An 18,025-nucleotide genomic window follows, 5' to 3' on the forward strand; every position below is an offset into this window, starting at 1 on the left:
CAGCTTTCTCATTTAAGATTGAACTCAAATTTAATACTTAAATGCTGCCGACGTACGGAAGGTTTCTCTGGAGAAAATATAATCGTCGATCAACATATCTGAGAATGGAAGTTCTGCCATAGCAAAGAATTTTTCCCAACCAATCCGCTCAACCCATTCTCCAATACGTTCTCCCTTATTAGCATTAGCAATCCAAAGCTCAATGATTTTGCGGATTGCTTCAGTCGTTTCAGGCCAACGAGGAGCAGTATTAGGCAGGAACGGAATAACCATACGAGAAAAACTAGGTGCCGAACGGGCATTAGAAACTTTTCCGCCGATAAGAATCGCTATGCCGTCATTTTTAGCATCATAAATTTCCATTGCAGGAGACATCGTGTAGCAGTTACCGCAATACATACATTTATCTTCGTTTACGACAACGCTCTTGTTCTTCGGATCGGGACGAATAGCTCCGGTCGGGCAACTGGCTACAAGGCTTGGAATTTCAGTGCCTTTACGAATTTTATCATGGTCAATCCGAGGAGGAGTCCGGTGAACACCGACAATGCCGATGTCACTGCAGTGGGTTGATCCACACATGTTTAAGCAGCAGGCCAAACCCATTTTTAATTTTGCAGGAAGTTTCATGGATTCAAAATACTCATATAAATCATCCATTACGGCTTTAACTACGCCTGAAGCATCGGTTGCTGGAGTGTGACAGTGTACCCATCCTTGAGTGTGAATGATATTGCTGATTGCTTCTCCTGTTCCTCCAACAGCAAAACCTTTAGCTGCTAAAGTTTCGATCAGCGGGTTAACTTTCGCTTCGTCAGATAGTAAAAACTCAATGTTGTTACGGGTTGTCCAGCGAAGGAATCCATCACAATATTCATCAGCTATTGCACAAACATCGCGAATAAAATCAATACTGACCAAACGAGGAGTACCCACCCTTACACTATAAAGTGTGCTAGCTTCACCAACATGTTTGAGCACGCCTGCACGTGGGATCTCGTGATACTTCCATTTACCATAGTTTTCAACAATAACCGGGGGAAGCATTTCTTTATAATTAGGAGGTCCTTGGTCTAATTTTGCCATTATTATCCACCTCTCGTTAGCTACTTTATTTAGAATTTATAGAGCAGATCCATCTAGTGCAGTTCCGGATTTGTCAATCTGATCTTGATCCCAGAAGACATATGGGTTAGCACGTGGGCGGAAGACCATCTGCGGTACAGGAGCAACTTCAATTCCCTTGAGGAAATTGGTCATTCCTAAACGGTAAATTGTTTCCCCAATACGTTCACGAGTTTTCCCGTTCTCATCCCACCACTCCCAAATACGGCGCATGAGATCTTTAAATTCCTCATAATCGTCTTCTGCTTCCATTTTCATGAAAGGAACAATAACCCAAGACATGAATGCTGACTGAACGATTGTGGATTTACCACCGATTAGAATTGTAGCACCTTTTTCTTTGCCTGCTTTAATAGCTTTTGGCATCTTGTTGATGCAATGCATACAACGCGTGCAATCTTCAGCAACTACAGAAAGTTCTTGAGTTTCTTTATTAAATGTCAGGCACTTAGTTGGACATTTGTCACAGACCAAGCCTTGAATATCGTAACCTTTTGCTGCATATTCTTTAACAGCTTCCTGATCAATGATTAAAGAATCGCGCCAAGTTCCAATTACTGAGCAGTCAGAGCGGGCAATTGAGCCAGTGCAGTCATTGGCACAACCGGAGAACTTAATTTTGCTCTTGTAAGGCCACATTGGACGATGGAGCTCATCCATAAATTCATTCGTAATATTGTAACATGCTTCCAGTGTATCATAACAAGCAAATTCACAACGACCTGGTCCAACACAACAGTTAGTTGTTCTTAAGCAGGACCCTGATCCACCTAAGTCGAAGCCAGCTTCACTATAATCGTCAAAAATCGGTTGAATATGCTCTGTTTTACAACCGAGGAGAATAATATCTCCGGTTGAACCATGCATATTCGTCAAGCCACTACCATGTTTCTCCCAAAGATCACAAATTGTACGAAGCGTTTTTGTGTTATAGAAAAAGCCCGATGGTTGATTAATACGGACAGTATGAAACTCAGCTACGTTCGGGTAGGTTTCAGGCTCATCAACATAACGACCAATTACACCACCGCCGTAACCTCTAACTCCAACGATCCCACCATGTTTCCAGTGTCCTCTGCGCTCAGCATAGGATCTTTCCAAGACTTGGAGCAACTCAGCTGAAGCTGCATTTTTTGCCGCAGCCCGTTTAATTTCAGTAACAAAACTGGGCCATTTACCTTTTTCTAGTTCGTCTAGTAAAGGCGTTTTCTTTTCTGTCAAGGCACACCCTCCGTCTTCAAGTTAATGGATTTCTTACATTTCAGAAATACTGATGGCACCCGTGGGACAAACCGCGATGCAGCTTTCACAGCCCATGCACTCCGATTCATCACCGGTTACATGAGCCTTGTCATCACTAAAGCCAAGCAGGTGGGCTGGGCATCCTTCAGTACAAGAGTTGCATCCTGAGCACTGATCTTCATCAATTGTCACGATAAACACAAATTACACCTCCTTAAACTACTAAAGAGAATAATCAAACATTGAATATTAAAAATTAAATATTGAATGTTGAACAATTTGGAAAGATAGATTTCTTCTTGTGTAAATTAACACTAGTCCATGTCCTTAATTTAACACCTTGCGTTCTATTCGTACAATATATAATCCTGATTGAACTATCTAGAAATCAGATTATGAATTTGATAAACAATACTTATATGAAGAAACCACTTCAATGATAAGTCCTTCCTCGAGAAAATTTACTTGGCAAATCCTTTTCCTCGGAGCGTCCGAGCCGCATCATATCCTCGAATTCCCAAACCACAGGTAGTAACAGGAATGTCCTTCAGTATTTCTTCCCAATGATCTTAGTTCTTCTAACATAGATGATCATAGTCTCCCGCTGGATCACGGACTACTCTTCCCTTCCTCCGACTCACGGACATCAAAAGGCAGAGCTCTTCTCCCGCCTATGAGCGGCCTTACAATAGCTTCAGCTGAGATCACCTCTGCTATCCCCCAAAGAATGTTTTCTAACGTTGTAAGAGCATGGATGTGTACCGTCAATAGCTTTGTCATAAGAGGATGCAATCGTAATATTTTGCATACAACTTCTCCTCGACCAGGGCCTCGACATTATACTCAAATGGAGCGCGAACAAATGTTCCTTCTATTAGTACATAGCATTCATAAGTTCCTATCATATGATCTGTATGCGTTAATATTAAGTTTGTTATAATTTTAGCACAGGTTAACCATGACCTCAAACTATTTCTTGATTTTTTGTTTAGTAAATAATTGTAAATTTAAATTAAACATAAAGAGGACCGTTTCAGACATCCTGAAATGGTCCTCTTATAAAAATTATTAGTATAACTATTCTTCTAAAAACTCAAAAAAAGGTTTTTTCAAACTCACCATTGCATTTACCATAAGTTCAACTAAGCCACCGTACTGAAGGTTGAATTTTTCAGTAGCGTCATAATGTTCCAGAATTGCCCGCATTGCTCCTTTGCAGTTAGAGCAAGGAGCACAGATATATTTGGGAATTGAGGTATTTTCCATGACTCCCTGAAAGGCTCCGAGGATTTGGTTAAACTTCATGCGAGAAGCCACTGAATCTCTGAATTGAGGGAAATTCAAGTAATTCATAATGGCGAAACCACTTCCCCCACCACAGCAGTAGTTTTCCACACCATGTGGAGTCATTTCCCTAAACTGAGGACAGATAGCTTTTAAAACATCCCGTTGAGGCTGAACAATCCCCATTTGTCGCACCACATTACAAGGATCGTGAAGGGTTACCGGAAAGTTGTTTTTACTAGGATCAAATTTAATAGTCTTGTTCTTAACCATTTCCCAGAGAATAGGCAGACAGCTCTCCACAGGTACCTTCATATCACTTAAGGCCATCCGGTCAGCTACAACAGCTGAAGCTTTATGGGCATGACCACACTCTGCCATCACCATTCGGTTGACGCCTAAGTCTTTGGCCGCTTTCATTTGCATCAAAGCAACCTTTTTGGCCATAGCATCATCATACCAAATCCCATAGTTGACACTATCATATCCTATGATATCACTGCTGAGTGTCCAATTTAAACCAGCAGCATCAAAGAGAATGGCAAAGGCAACCGGGTTTTCCGGCCAAGCAATAAACTCTCCCGCATTATGGAACAGCAGGATGTCTGCGCCTTTTTTATCTACTGGAAATTTAAGCTTGATGCCAAATTTCTCTTCGGTATCCTCTTCTAAAAACTCAAGCGTGTCTAAAAAAGCTGGTTTAGCTAAACCTGTAGAGGAACCAGTAGTGAGCTGATTCACCGTACCTTTTGCATGGAGCGGAGTCGGAGCTATTCCCAACTCTTGACTGAAAATCTTGCGAATTTCTTTGGATAGAATGGCATTATCTAAACCCAGTGGACAGGTCTGAGCACAACGACGACAAAGATTGCAACGATAGGCTAATTCTCCCAATCGGGCGATTGTTTCCCAGTTCACATCAATATCTGCTCCAACAAAACCGCCTAATAGTTTACCGCTGGTGGTAAAGTACTTCTTTACAATTTTTCTCAGAACCTCAGAACGGAATATTGGTCGATATAATTCATTTTTCCCTGATGCTTCGTAGATATGACAGGCAGCTGAACAAGTATCGCATTTTGCGCAGTAATTAAAGGATAATAACAGAGGTTGCAACACTCCATTATTGGCGTCAGAAAATATTTTTTCTAAACCAGTGAGAAACTTACGAACAAATTCATCTTCTTCTTCTTTGGTTTTCGGACGAGTTAAGGTGTCTATGCCAACGTAACCATCTAAAGAAGTACAGTATTTTTCTCTCCAGGCAGGCTTAGGGTCAGTTAAAGCAGGCTCCATTCCAGGTTTATCATACGGTGGCAGTAAAGGCATTAGTTGATTGGATTCGAGTTTGATCAACTGCTCGTCCGAACGACCCAAATCTTTGGGACGTAAGTCTTTTTGATTTAACATATTTTTGCTCTCCTCTTTCCAGAAGTTAACACTCTAAAATTACAGCTACATCTTAGGTGAGGCAGGGGGCTTCATATGAGGGGCTGACCAAGTGGTGGATGGACGGACAGTTGATGCCTTTTTAATCTCTTGCTCAACTGAGCTCCCTTTAAGATTAGGTCTATTATCCCAAAGAACCGTATGGAAAGTGAAATATTTCCCCACATAGTGACTCATCTTACTGATAGGAATATAAATTAACATAATTCCAACTAATATCACATGAACCGTTAATAGGGTACTAGCTTCAAATGGCGTGAAACTAATAAGTTTAGCGGTCACTTCTCTGGCAAAATGAAAGGATAAATCACTGGACCATACCAGAATCCCAGTGACAAGGGCCGCAAAAATAAGCAAAAGATTAAAATACTCTTGAGGTGTGGTGTATTTTTTCAGGGTATTATCGAACAACCGACGAAGGATCAACAACCCAGCACCCAAGGTACCCAAAAGAAGTCCTAAATATCCTGTAATAGTGGACAAATGAAAAACCAACAGACCCCAAATACTAAGACTGTTAGCTGATACGGCAATCCCGTTGAGTTCAGTAATGGCTCCTACCACCAATAACATTGTCCAGGCCATTATAAGGTATATCCCTAAGTGCAAAGCGTAAGAAATCCACCAAAAAGGACGTTGATTTTCAAATAGCTTCTTAATAAATAGAATTTCTTTTAACATTTCTTTAATCTCTCTCACGTGGGAAACTTTATGAGGTTTACTCCACCATGAAACTTCCTCGTAGAAAGACCCCCCATGTTCAAACCCCATTTCTTTGGGCAAAGGATAGAGTTCCATTCGTCCGTGCATAGGCATTTTGGCGAATCGACAGGCCTTATAAACAGATATTCCTACAAAAAGGAGTATGGAAAGATAAGCAATAGCACTTAGATACAAAATTGTCAACCTCCTTCATTGTTATTATAGTCATTATATAGTCTAAGTTAGTTTATTAGGCTTGTAAAATTTCCCTTTCCTATCAAGCCATCGCATAATTTGATAGTGAATTTTGTGAATTCAAGCAATTGTCAATTTATTATAACATTGAAAAAACGGAATTTATAAAGAATTCTATGTCCTCAAAACTTTCGCACAAATGCCAACAGCCGGATGGTCAGGCCACAAAATTTAAAAGAGAGAGTCTTCTACGCATGTAACTGGTAAAAGACCTTTCTTTTATTGCCCGTTTTGATATGGTAACCGTGGTGGACGCGGACCAAAGAACTGAAAATAATGGCATTCAAGCCTTCCGGTATAGAGCTTTCGGCTTTTGTCCCAGCGTCGCCCGATTAATCGTTCAGGGAATTGATGAGTCGTAAGCATATGCAAGGACCAATTTTCCAAACGATTAAACGTTTCACCGAGTTCAAGATAAACCCCTTCGACCTCTTTAACATCTCCAAGTCGCTCTCCATAGGGTGGATTGGCGATCATATGCCCATATTTAAACCGAGAACGCACTTCTGCGACCGGTAGTCGCTGAAAGTGTAGCACATCTTCTACCCCTGCCTGAAGGGCGTGTGTGCGAGCTAAGGTCAAAGCATTGGGATCAATATCTGAGCCATAGATGTGCAATGACACTTTGCGATCCCAAAGATCGAGTGCCTCCTGCCAGGCTTCTTGCCAAAGTGCTTTAGGCATATTGGGCCATTTTTCTGCTGCAAAACTGCGTTTGAGACCAGGCGCTCGATTTTGGGCAATAAAAGCAGCTTCAATAGGAATAGTTCCTGTTCCGCAAAATGGATCGATTAACGCACGTTCTTTATTCCAGAAGCTCAGCTGTACCATGGCTGCAGCCAAAGTTTCTTTAAGAGGTGCTTGTCCCGCAAGTTGCCGATATCCGCGCTTGTGCAAACCCAATCCAGATGTGTCAATGGTTAACGTTACAGTATCATTGAGAAGCGCAACTTCGATCTGATAACGAGGGCCCGTTTCTTCAAACCAACTCCGACCATAACGTGCTTTGAGGCGTTCCACAATCGCTTTTTTAACAATGGCCTGACAATCCGAAACACTAAAGAGCTGAGATTTTATGGACTTTCCTTGGACTGGAAAGTTTGCATCTTCCGGAAGCCAGTCCTCCCATGGTAAGTCTTTTGTTTGCTGAAAAAGTTCTTCGAATGTCCGAGCTTTGAATGAGCCCATTTTAAGCAAAACACGATCAGAACTACGCAGCCAGAGATTTGTTCGACAAATTCCCAGCTCATCAGTAGTGAACAAGACTCTCCCATTTTCTACAGTTAACTCATCATACCCCAGTTTTTTTAGTTCACGAGCGACAATGGATTCCAAACCAAAAGCGGCTGTGGCAATCAGCTCAATTTTTGCCATTTGGATTCAACCTCTCTAATATTAGACGGTATAAACGCACCAACATTGACCGCATAATATGCATATAATCTTTATCCTGTACTATCATAAGTGCTGTAAGACTAAATGGCAAGTTTGAATTACACGGTTTAATTGTGCTCACAGGCTAAGGCATTTTGATTACAGAGCATAGCCCGTCTCCTCTTTTATTTGTCGACGCTTTTGATCCCTTCTTTGATTTTTGCCGATATCTGCTCCATAAACTCTTGGAACTTTGTATTTGCATTATTAGTTAACAGAACTTGAGGATCTTTAATACAGAGATTTTCCATATCTTCCATTGCCTTCTGTTCTTCTTTACTCAATTCAATTCCAGCCATTTGCTTGCCATGATGCTCCTGCTTCATTTTCTGCAGATTTTCAATTAACTTACGAGCTTCCGAGTTATGAAGCAGGTCATACTCTGCCTTCTTATAATCTTGATAAATGGTTGTGTGAGCGATCGATTTACCGAGCTCAGTGCTCTTTTGCATAATCTCCTCAAGTTGGCCCATATCCATAATTCCTCCCTAAATAAATTCAAAGATTCCTACTACCTATTCTTTGCCAACAATCTACCTTTTAACCAAAGATACGATTTTGCAAAGTACATTAAGTAATTTACATGTTATTCTCAGAAATTCCTTCTACTTTAACAGTTAGACTGACAGTCATAACTTCAAGTATTTCTCTTGGGTCACTGATTTGTGAAGACGACGGGTCTCCGTTCGTTTCATCTTGCATCTCCAATAGTGCTCCATCCTCATTCTTATAAAGTTTACGTTTATTTTCTGCCACTTCCCAAGTATTTTCGAAAATGTATTCTGTTGCTTGCTCTCGTAATGATTCCTTCAATAATTCAATCAGATGGTTTTTCATTGATTCATCATAATCCACTAGTGCCACGTTGACATATGCCCCTATCGTTTTTGCCATTTTAATAACCCCTTTAGTTTTCTTTAATCTGCTCCGTTATTTTCTTTTCATTATATAAAGAAAACTTGGCTGGCGCCAAGCCTTAGCGAAGACGGCTGCCTAGTTGCCCTTATGCTTAGACGAATACACTGTCTTCGCACGGATTAGCCCTTCTTGCAGTATATAACGCAAGTTTATACTTTCTGATAGTACCAAAAAGACGGCCCATTCCGGGCCGTCTCGAGGAAGAAAACAACTAAAAAAGTCATAAGCTTTGATAAACGAGCACGAACACGCAGCAGGAAAGGATCTTACAGCTCTTATGCTTGTTTAAGTAAGCCCAGTTCTCTTTTTGTACGTTCTGCCAGCTGTTTAAGCATTCTCTCTCTATCGCTTGTATATAAAGGTCCATAAAACACTATGCCGTACTTTTCTAACATGTTTGCTTCTATTGCTGTTCTAGTTCGCCCAACCTCAGGGACATACTGAGACTTCCTTTTAGATTTTTGAAATTTAACGTGATGAGCGATATCAATAAACACCGCTAGATTTGCTGTTCTGTCGTCATCATTAACCTCGTTAAGGTGGTGCACAATCTCTGTTTCTTTTAACCGTCTTTTCAAATACCTCTCAATTATTAACCTAGCAATCTCCATTGTCTCATTTTTAGAATTGGTAGAAATATTGTTGCTCATTGTTTAACTCCTTTCAAAGTGTCTCAAATAAAAACAAGCAACAGCCATTGGGAATTCTGCTCGTCATCCCGCTAGTCATATTGCTCTTGTTTTGAAGATGAATTCGATTTATTAATCTTTTCATTATACCATATTAAATTAAGAATATCAATTGCATTTTTTATTTATGACTCGTAGAGCCGCGGGCATCCGAATGGGCAATTGGGGTCACTGTTAGACTGAAGCAAGGGCGCATTAGATCAACCAATTCGGGAAACTCTAAGGGAAACAGAAACACCCACTTATTTGTGAAAGGAGATAGAATAGATGAGCAATAAAAGAACTGACAAATCAAGAACCCATGCCGCCAATGTAGATGACAACCGCGCCAATTCAGATAATGACAAGAAAAAGGTTCCTACAAGCGCTACTAATAATTCCAAGGACCGGGTTTAAAACCCGGTCCTTTTTCGAATTTGTTCCCATTCCACGAACCTACTAAACAAATAACATAAATTTTACTCTTTATTTTCGGTGTACATCTCAATAATTTTCAGAATAACCTCCACTGCTTTTTCCATGGCAAACGTAGGAATGAATTCATATTTGCCGTGAAAGTTGTGTCCTCCAGTAAAAATATTAGGGGTAGGTAAGCCCATGTAGGAAAGCCTTGCCCCATCAGTTCCTCCTCGAATTGGACGAATGTCTGGAACGACGCCCACCGCTTTCATCGCTTTTGAAGCAGTATCCACAATATGTCTTACCGGTTCAATTTTCTCTTTCATATTAAAATATTGATCCTTTAACTCAATAGTCACCGTATCTTTTCCGTATTTATTATTGATTTCAGCGGCAATCTGCAGCATTTTTTCTTTTCTTTTTACAAATGAGACCAAGTCGAAATCCCGTATGATATAACGAAGTTCAGCCTCTTCGACTTCACCTTGAATATTGGTTATATGATAAAATCCTTCATACCCCTCCGTCTCTGCCGGTGTTTCAGCCTTTGGTAACTGGTCGATAAATTCCTGAGCTAGCAAGATAGCATTAATCATTTTGCCTTTTGCAGAACCAGGGTGGATATTTCTTCCTTGAAATCTCATTTTTGCTCCTGCGGCATTAAAATTTTCATATTCCAGTTCTCCAATCGGCCCACCATCGATTGTATACGCATAATCTGCTCCAAATCTTTCTACATTAAAATGGTCTGCGCCTCTCCCTACCTCTTCATTTGGTGTAAACGCGATGCAGATCTTACCATGCGGAATCTCGCTATGTTTTTTTAGGTAATCGATTGCTGTCAGAATTTCAGCAACCCCGGCTTTATCATCTGCTCCTAATAATGTCGTTCCATCTGTTGTGATCAGAGTTTTTCCCAGATAATTTTTGAGTTCCGGAAAATCCCTCGGCGATAATATGATATTTTTTTCATGATTTAGAATAATGTCTAGGCCGTCATAATCTTCAATGATTTGGGGCCTAACTCCTTTACCGCTCATATCGGGGCTGGTGTCTAGATGGGCAATAAAACCAAGTGCCGGCATTGTCTTATCTATATTGGCTGGCAAATAGGCCATTACATAGCCCTTTTCATCCAAATAAATATTTTCCAAATCCATTGTTTTTAATTCTTCAACAAGAACTTGGGCGAACTCTATCTGTCCAGGCGTTATAGGGACAGTTTCCTCTTCATTTGACTGAGTATCAAACTTAACGTACTTCAAAAATCTTTCCGTAACGTCCATCATTTATACAATCCTCCACATCTATCAGCACTACTTTAACCATTTAATTTCACATAAGGAAGCTTAGTTCAATATTCATCTAACTAAATATACCCAGTATAAATTAAGTTGCTTATTTAACTAAATTTAGACCTCAAGCCCATAGGCTTGAGGCTTTTCTAGTCTTGGAGTCTTAACCCTCATTTTCTGACGTCACATTGTCCCCTTTAGCTTTTTTCTGAGCTTGTTTGAATTCCGCACTTCTAGAATCATACTTGGCACTGGCAAGCCCTTTAGTATGCTTTTGGGTCTCTCCTGTTTTTTTCATACTTACCTCCATGTCAACTCTACTTTTAGTAACACAATAGTTAGTATGTTGCAGTCGTACGGATATCATGTAACTTTGAAAAAACTTGACTTGCCCCAAACTTTATTAACAACTGACAGCTTATACCGACTAAGAAGACTCGTTCAGAAAGGTTTAAGGTTAGAGTATTGTTGATAGGAACATACGTTCTTGTAACTGTGTTACCCTATTTCTGTCACCTTTTCTAAGCTATTTAAATATCATGGGAAGAGAAATAATGCCTTTGATATTGACAGATAGAGGTGAGTGTATGAATTATAAGTTGTCGCGATCCAATTACAGGAATCTAGTTGTCGGAGCAGACACAAAGATCCCTCTCCACAACGGTCAATTAACAACAGCCATCAATTTCGATAACGCGGCTTCGACCCCTCCCTTAGTTTCGGTGATGGAGGAAATTGCAAAATTCTCCACTATGTACTCTTCCATTCATCGTGGCACAGGTTATAAATCACAGTATTCTTCGCAACTCTTTGAAGAAGCTAGGTCTGTGGTCCTGAAATTTGTTAATGCCGATCCTTTTCAAGATACAGTAATCTTTGTCAAAAATACAACGGAAGCCATCAACAAATTATCTTATCGTCTCTGGGAAGGAAAAAAGAAAAGTGTTATCTTATCTACTTGGATGGAGCACCATTCCAACGACCTCCCGTGGAGAAACAAGTTTCAAGTCGATTATGTTCAGACGGACCTCTCGGGGAAGTTAAGCCTCGAAGATCTGGAGAGCAAATTAATTAAACATAAGGGCAATGTCAAACTCGTTACCGTTACCGGAGCCTCCAATGTTACAGGTTATGTCAACCCCATACATAAAATAGCTGAACTTGCCCACCGTTATCGAGCGAAAATACTAGTTGATGGCGCTCAACTGGTTCCTCACAATCCCGTGAACATGAACCCCAAAAATCCGCTTCACCATATTGATTATCTCGCTTTCTCTGCTCATAAAATGTACGCCCCCTTTGGCACTGGGGTACTCATCGGGCCAAAAGAAACGTTTAAACACGGCATCTCTGAATTCGTAGGCGGAGGTACCGCAGAAACCGTAACCCATGATTGGGTAGTATGGGAGAAACCACCCCACAAAGAAGAAGCGGGCTCTCCCAACGTCATGGGCGTTGTTGCACTTGTAGCGGCAATTAAAACCTTAACGGCTCTAGGAATGCATAACATTGATCACTATGAAAATCAACTTACCAACTATGCCAACTCCAAGCTTCAATCAATCCCGGGCATTACGCTTTACTCCCAAACCGCGATAGGTGAACCTCGAATTGGGGTTATCCCTTTCAATCTTAAAGGGATTGCCCATGAACGAGTTGCAACTATTTTATCTAATCAAGCGGGCATTGCGGTTCGCACCGGATGTTTTTGTACCCAACCCTATATACAAAAGCTTTTATCTATTTCCCCGAAACAAATGGAGTTCTACAGAAAAAGTGCGGACGCTCCCCGTCCAGGAATCGTTCGGGTAAGCTTTGGATTATACAATGATTTTGCCGAGATTGATCTCTTAACCCAATGGCTTGAAAGAATTATTAAGCATCCAACAACTTACATCTGATAAATGTTATATATTTTCTATTTCTACTTATAATAGATTTGAATAAGCACCATAAAGGGGGTAAAAATTGAGCAAGAAAATGAACCTTCTCATGTTCAGCGGCGAATATGATAAGGCGTTAGCCGCACTTTTACTCGCGAACACTGCCAAAGAACTAGATGTTGATGTGACCATGTTCTTCGCATTTTGGGGACTTTTTCTCATTCGCGACCCTGAAAAAGCGACGTCCGAAGACAAAAGCATATACGAAAGTATGTTCGGTATGGTTACTCCTAAAGGACCTGAGGAGTTGCCGCTTTCACGGATGAACATGGCCGGTCTAGGAAAACAAATGCTTCTGGAAATGATGGAAGAAGACAAAACTCCTTCCCTAACGGACTTTCTCAATGGAGCGAGGAAAAAAGGCGTTAAATTTTACGCCTGTAAATTATCCGTGGATGTCATGGGCTTTAAAGAAGACGAACTGCTTCCAGAAGTTGAAATCATTACGGCAAAAGAGTACTTAGTCGATGCCCTGGCCTCAGACATGCAACTTTTCATTTAGTTACTTAGTACTTATCCCCAAAGCTTCTTTAGCGAGCCGGTCTACATAATCGTTAAAGCGATTTCCACTGTGGCCGGTTACTTTTTTAAATTCGTACAGCCCATGATGCGCACGCATAAATTTTACATATGCCTGTGTGAATTTATTTTTCGCTTGCCAATCTCCAGTGACCCATAAGGAGATGCCGGAATAATCGTGATAAATGCGGATGCGTGCCTCAAGTATTTTAGCTTTTTCCACAGCATGCCTTACTGCCGCAATTTCTCCTGCGACATTTCGCATTTTTGCGGCTTCCAGGTCATCACCGACCCCATTACTTTCAAAAACAACCTGGGCATCCTTAATAAAGGCATAGCCATAGGAATACCTACCATTGGAATAGCTTCCGTCTGTATAGACTTCGTAATCAATTGAATCTATCGAATCAGGCAGCTCATTTAAAGTGCTCTTTACCTTGAGATCCACAAGAACCTCTTCCCTACCATTTAGCCACTCCAGAGCTTCGGCTTTCGTTTCGAAGCCTTTAAACACAGCTCCTTTGTATCCCTTAACCGATGCGTGACATTCCGGCCAGTTACTGAAGATTCCCAACTTAGCCCCTTCTTTAACTGCATAATAATTTTTTTTACCCAATGCTCGTCCCCCCTTAACCGTAGGCAATTAATGTTATTATCAAAGAAACTTTGCAATGAATTAAAATCTTCTAATATCAAAATAATAGGTCAAAGCTGAGTAAAACACAAACCAAAAATAAAGGAGGACTGCTCTCTTGTCTAAAACAATGAAAACCATGGATGGAAATCAAGCCGCCGCAACCGCCTCGTATGCCTTAACTGAAGTAGCTGCCATCTTTCCTATTACCCCTTCAACTCCGATGGCTGAAGGGGTCGACGAATGGTCAGCCCATGGAAAAATGAATTTGTTTGGTCAACCTGTTAAAGTAGTTGAAATGCAGTCTGAAGCTGGCGCCGCAGGTGCATTGCATGGTTCACTAGCCGCCGGAGCACTCACGACCACCTACACCGCTTCGCAAGGTCTTCTCTTAATGATCCCCAATATGTACAAAATTGCCGGTGAACTGTTGCCTGCAGTCTTTCATGTAAGTGCTCGTGCTGTTGCGGCACATGCCTTGTCTATCTTTGGCGACCACCAAGATGTGATGGCTTGTCGTCAAACAGGTTTTGCGCTTCTTGCCTCTTCTAGTGTTCAGGAAGCCCATGATTTAGCCTACGCAGCTCATCTCAGTACGATTAAATCACAAATTCCTTTTCTGCATTTTTTCGATGGGTTCCGAACCTCGCATGAGATTCAAAAGATCGAGCTAATTGACGAGCAGGACATTGCCAAGCTTGTTGATTGGAAAGGAATTCAAGCCTTTCGTGACCATGCTTTAACCCCGGAACACCCTGCTGCCCGAGGAACTGCCCAAAACCCTGACATCTATTTTCAAGGTCGGGAAGTTGCAAATCCTTTCTATAATGCAGTACCAGATATCGTCGAAAACTATATGCAAGAAATTAAACAAATTACAGGTCGAGAGTATCATCCTTTTGTTTATTACGGTTCTCCAGATGCGGAAAACGTTATTGTCGCCATGGGTTCTGTCTGCGAGACGATTGAGGAAACTGTTGATTATCTGTTGACTAAAGGGGAAAAGGTCGGGGTTATTAAAGTTCACCTCTATCGGCCATTTTCGGAAAAATACTTCTTGAACGTTCTCCCCAAAACAGTCAAAAAGATTGCTGTTCTTGATCGCACTAAAGAACCGGGCTCACTTGCTGAACCCTTATGCCTGGATATTGTCGATCTCTTTTACAATAGCGAAACGAAACCCCTCATCATTGGAGGTCGGTACGGACTGGGTTCTAAGGACACTCGCCCTACCCATATCATTGCGGTCTTTGAAAATCTCAAACAAGCTCAGCCTAAGAAAAGGTTTACGATTGGTATCACGGATGATGTCACGAACTCCTCTCTTGCCGAAGTCGATCTTGTTGAAACTGCTCCCCAAGGAACCATCGGTTGCAAGTTTTACGGTTTAGGTTCAGATGGGACAGTCGGGGCCAACAAATCTGCTATTAAAATCATCGGCGATAAAACTCCGCTGTATGCCCAAGGTTATTTCTCCTATGACAGTAAGAAATCCGGTGGCACAACCATTTCTCACTTGCGTTTTGGTCAGAAGCCTATAAAGTCTACCTACCTAGTGCTTCATGCCGACTACGTTGCCTGCCATAACAAATCGTTTATTTATAACTATGATTTATTAAACGGTCTAAAACCTAATGGGGCATTTGTTTTGAATTGTCCTTGGAAATCTGAAGAGTTAGATAGGGAACTTCCAGCCACAATGCGACGTTATATTGCCAAAAACAAGATTAATCTATATATTATTGATGCCGTAAAGATTGCCGGTGATATTGGTCTCGGTGGAAGGATCAATATGATTATGCAGGCTGCCTTCTTTAAGCTAGCCAATGTCATTCCTGTTAACGATGCCGTAAACTACTTAAAAGAATCCATTGCGAAAACTTACGGAAAAAAAGGCCAGAAGATTGTAGACATGAATATTGCCGCTGTAGATCGTGGCATAGAATCTTTACAAAAGGTATCTATTCCTGAATCTTGGGCTAACGCTGAATCAGAGAAAAACCCTACAGTTGACGAACCAGATTTCATCAAGAACATTCAACGTCCCATGGCCCGCAACGAAGGAGACAATCTTCCGGTCAGTACCTTCGTAGGCATGGAGGACGGCACCTTCCCCGTGGGGACAACTACTTATGAAAAACGCAGAATTGCTGTCATGGTTCCTGAGTGGATAATTGACAAGTGTATCCAATGCAACCAGTGTTCCTTAGTCTGTCCACACGCTACTATTCGACCATTTCTCCTCGATGAAGCGGAGCAGGCTAAAGCGCCGGAGACTTTCCTGACTAAAAAACCGCTCGGCAAAGGATTAGAAGGCTATCACTATCGTATTCAAGTCGATCCGTTAGATTGTACCGGTTGCGGCAACTGTGCTGATGTCTGTCCTGCGCCAGGAAAAGCTATAGTCATGGGACAAGCTGAACCTCAGATCAATGCCCAAACGGACAACTGGTACTTTGCCACCACTATTACTGAGAAAAAAGGCCTAATGGATCCCAAAAGTGTCAAGGGCAGTCAATTTTTGCAGCCACTGTTCGAATTCAGTGGCGCTTGCCCTGGGTGCGGAGAAACAGCGTATGTTAAGCTCATTACTCAATTATACGGAGATCGCATGATGATCGCCAACGCCACAGGTTGTTCTTCGATTTACGGCGCCAGTGCTCCTTCTGTCCCCTATACCACAAATTCTGCGGGCAAGGGTCCTGCCTGGGCAAATTCGCTGTTTGAAGATAACGCCGAATATGGGTATGGAATGTTCCTTGGCGCTAAACAGGTGCGAGACAACTTGGCAACTCTAATGCAAAAATCGTTAGAGACCTCGATCCCAGATAACCTTAAGCAAGCCTTCCAGGAATGGCTGGCCGGAAAAGATGATGGTGAAGCTTCAAAGTCTGCAACGGAAAAAGTGTTGGCCGCTCTGGAAACTGCTCCCGAGTCCTCTAAAGAGCTCGTGCAATCAATTTTGGTTAAAAAAGATCACCTTATCAAGCAATCACAATGGATGATCGGCGGAGATGGCTGGGCTTATGACATTGGCTACGGAGGATTAGATCATGTCTTGGCTTCTGGTGATGACATCAATATCCTCGTCCTAGACACAGAAGTCTATTCTAACACGGGAGGCCAGTCCTCAAAAGCAACACCGACTGCTGCAGTAGCGAAATTTGCTGCAGCGGGCAAAAAGATCCGCAAGAAAGATTTGGGTATGATGGCGATGAGCTATGGCTATATCTATGTAGCACAGATTGCTCTAGGGGCTAATATGAATCAAGCGCTCAAAGCTATTACAGAAGCTGAAAATTACAAAGGGCCCTCTCTAGTGATTGCCTACTCTCCTTGCATCAATCACGGGATTAAGACCGGTATGGGAACCACAATAGCCGAAGAAAAGAAAGCGGTTGAGGCAGGGTATTGGCACCTCTACCGCCACAACCCTCTGCTTAAGCAAGAGGGAAAGAATCCATTCATTTTGGATTCCAAAGAACCTTCAGGATCGTTCAAGGACTTCATCCTTGGTGAAGGCCGTTACTCTCAGTTAATATCTACTTTCCCTGATATTGCCGACGAACTGTTTAATGAGGCTGAGTACCATGCCAAAGAACGATATCAAACCTACAAACGGCTGACTGAAATGCAGTATTAAGAACCTCAGAAAGCAAATATAACGAGCGGGCGCACCTAGCGACCCGCTCGTTATATCCCTTGATATCCGGTGAGTATAAGTAAACTATAATACTATTTTTGATTTGAGTCGACCCATTCTTTAGCATTCCCCACTTCAACTTCGCTTGGGATTGCAACATTTGATATTTCCTTAGTTCTTTCAATGTTTGCCCAAGCCGCTGTTGTATGCTGTTCGATCGGTCTTGGTTTTTGTCGTTCCTGATCATTACTAATGCTCATAAATTGACATCCCTCCTTCCTAGTTAGTATGATCAATCTAGAGCGATAACATTCCAATAGGGCCTAAATCCTCTGCGAATCAACACCAGAGTGAGAAGTTGTCGAAACATATAATATTGTTTTACGTCAGTATCCAAACTATTAGTGTTATGGTATATTTAGATCTAGATTTTCCTCAATTTCCTTAAATTCGCTTTTGTTAAAACACAAAGTGAAACTGATCTAACCTAGCAA

General features: G+C 41.6%; 18 protein-coding genes. 4 read left to right on the plus strand and 14 right to left on the minus strand.

From position 1 onward, the window contains the following. Positions 1-30 precede the first annotated feature (30 nt). From dsrB to DSBG_RS02140, 10 genes are all read right to left on the minus strand, one after another. Complete coding sequence (dsrB, locus tag DSBG_RS02100) at positions 31-1,086, minus strand: dissimilatory-type sulfite reductase subunit beta (protein WP_068962573.1); 1,056 nt, start codon at positions 1,084-1,086, stop codon at positions 31-33. Between the two features lie 36 nt (positions 1,087-1,122). Continuing rightward, on the minus strand, positions 1,123-2,346 hold the full coding sequence (gene dsrA / locus DSBG_RS02105) for a dissimilatory-type sulfite reductase subunit alpha (RefSeq protein WP_009621399.1): 1,224 nt from the start codon (positions 2,344-2,346) through the stop codon (positions 1,123-1,125). A 33-nt stretch (positions 2,347-2,379) separates the two neighbouring features. Beyond that, complete coding sequence (locus tag DSBG_RS02110) at positions 2,380-2,568, minus strand: ferredoxin family protein (protein ID WP_009621401.1); 189 nt, start codon at positions 2,566-2,568, stop codon at positions 2,380-2,382. 408 nt (positions 2,569-2,976) lie between these two features. Then, a complete protein-coding gene (locus DSBG_RS22780; protein WP_176716137.1) occupies positions 2,977-3,147 on the minus strand; it encodes a hypothetical protein in 171 nt (56 codons plus the stop codon). Positions 3,148-3,444: 297 nt separating this feature from the next. Beyond that, positions 3,445-5,061 carry a (Fe-S)-binding protein gene (locus tag DSBG_RS02115; protein ID WP_068962574.1) on the minus strand — a complete coding sequence of 539 codons (1,617 nt, stop codon included), beginning with the start codon at positions 5,059-5,061 and terminating at the stop codon, positions 3,445-3,447. Between the two features lie 45 nt (positions 5,062-5,106). Beyond that, complete coding sequence (locus DSBG_RS02120) at positions 5,107-5,997, minus strand: respiratory nitrate reductase subunit gamma (RefSeq protein ID WP_068962575.1); 891 nt, start codon at positions 5,995-5,997, stop codon at positions 5,107-5,109. A 279-nt stretch (positions 5,998-6,276) separates the two neighbouring features. Next, complete coding sequence (locus DSBG_RS02125; protein ID WP_068962576.1) at positions 6,277-7,431, minus strand: THUMP domain-containing class I SAM-dependent RNA methyltransferase; 1,155 nt, start codon at positions 7,429-7,431, stop codon at positions 6,277-6,279. A 185-nt stretch (positions 7,432-7,616) separates the two neighbouring features. Beyond that, positions 7,617-7,970, minus strand: coding sequence for a YlbF/YmcA family competence regulator (locus DSBG_RS02130; protein WP_083236687.1), 354 nt, complete (start codon positions 7,968-7,970; stop codon positions 7,617-7,619). Positions 7,971-8,070: 100 nt separating this feature from the next. Continuing rightward, positions 8,071-8,385, minus strand: a complete 315-nt coding sequence (locus tag DSBG_RS02135) for a hypothetical protein (RefSeq protein WP_068962578.1) — start codon at positions 8,383-8,385, stop codon at positions 8,071-8,073. Between the two features lie 299 nt (positions 8,386-8,684). Then, positions 8,685-9,059: a hypothetical protein gene (locus tag DSBG_RS02140; protein WP_068962579.1), complete on the minus strand. Its 375-nt coding sequence runs from the start codon at positions 9,057-9,059 to the stop codon at positions 8,685-8,687. Positions 9,060-9,365: 306 nt separating this feature from the next. Between DSBG_RS02140 and DSBG_RS23925 the strand changes: the two genes are divergently transcribed. Beyond that, positions 9,366-9,494 (plus strand): hypothetical protein, encoded by a 129-nt coding sequence (locus DSBG_RS23925; RefSeq protein ID WP_009621417.1) that lies wholly within the window; start codon positions 9,366-9,368, stop codon positions 9,492-9,494. Between the two features lie 62 nt (positions 9,495-9,556). On the opposite strand, the gene pepT is transcribed toward DSBG_RS23925, so the two are convergent. Together pepT and DSBG_RS23930 are read right to left on the minus strand one after the other, a co-directional pair. Beyond that, complete coding sequence (gene pepT, locus DSBG_RS02145; RefSeq protein WP_068962580.1) at positions 9,557-10,786, minus strand: peptidase T; 1,230 nt, start codon at positions 10,784-10,786, stop codon at positions 9,557-9,559. Between the two features lie 169 nt (positions 10,787-10,955). Continuing rightward, entirely contained in the window at positions 10,956-11,090 is a 135-nt protein-coding gene (locus DSBG_RS23930) for a hypothetical protein (protein ID WP_282434189.1), read from the minus strand. A gap of 289 nt (positions 11,091-11,379) precedes the next feature. Between DSBG_RS23930 and DSBG_RS02150 the strand changes: the two genes are divergently transcribed. After that, complete coding sequence (locus tag DSBG_RS02150; RefSeq protein WP_068962581.1) at positions 11,380-12,693, plus strand: aminotransferase class V-fold PLP-dependent enzyme; 1,314 nt, start codon at positions 11,380-11,382, stop codon at positions 12,691-12,693. A gap of 67 nt (positions 12,694-12,760) precedes the next feature. Continuing rightward, positions 12,761-13,237: a DsrE/DsrF/DrsH-like family protein gene (locus tag DSBG_RS02155; RefSeq protein ID WP_068962582.1), complete on the plus strand. Its 477-nt coding sequence runs from the start codon at positions 12,761-12,763 to the stop codon at positions 13,235-13,237. Here the strand turns inward: DSBG_RS02155 and DSBG_RS02160 are convergent, their stop codons facing one another. Then, positions 13,238-13,870 carry a ribonuclease H1 domain-containing protein gene (locus DSBG_RS02160; RefSeq protein ID WP_068962583.1) on the minus strand — a complete coding sequence of 211 codons (633 nt, stop codon included), beginning with the start codon at positions 13,868-13,870 and terminating at the stop codon, positions 13,238-13,240. A gap of 136 nt (positions 13,871-14,006) precedes the next feature. On the opposite strand from DSBG_RS02160, the gene nifJ reads away from it, so the two are divergent. After that, positions 14,007-17,531 carry a pyruvate:ferredoxin (flavodoxin) oxidoreductase gene (gene nifJ / locus DSBG_RS02165; RefSeq protein ID WP_141694218.1) on the plus strand — a complete coding sequence of 1,175 codons (3,525 nt, stop codon included), beginning with the start codon at positions 14,007-14,009 and terminating at the stop codon, positions 17,529-17,531. Between the two features lie 92 nt (positions 17,532-17,623). On the opposite strand, the gene DSBG_RS02170 is transcribed toward nifJ, so the two are convergent. Beyond that, a complete protein-coding gene (locus DSBG_RS02170) occupies positions 17,624-17,791 on the minus strand; it encodes a CDIF630_02480 family spore surface protein (RefSeq protein WP_068962584.1) in 168 nt (55 codons plus the stop codon). Positions 17,792-18,025: the final 234 nt, after the last annotated feature.

The organism is Desulfosporosinus cupriresistens (genome assembly GCF_001707885.1).
Taxonomy (GTDB): domain Bacteria; phylum Bacillota; class Desulfitobacteriia; order Desulfitobacteriales; family Desulfitobacteriaceae; genus Desulfosporosinus.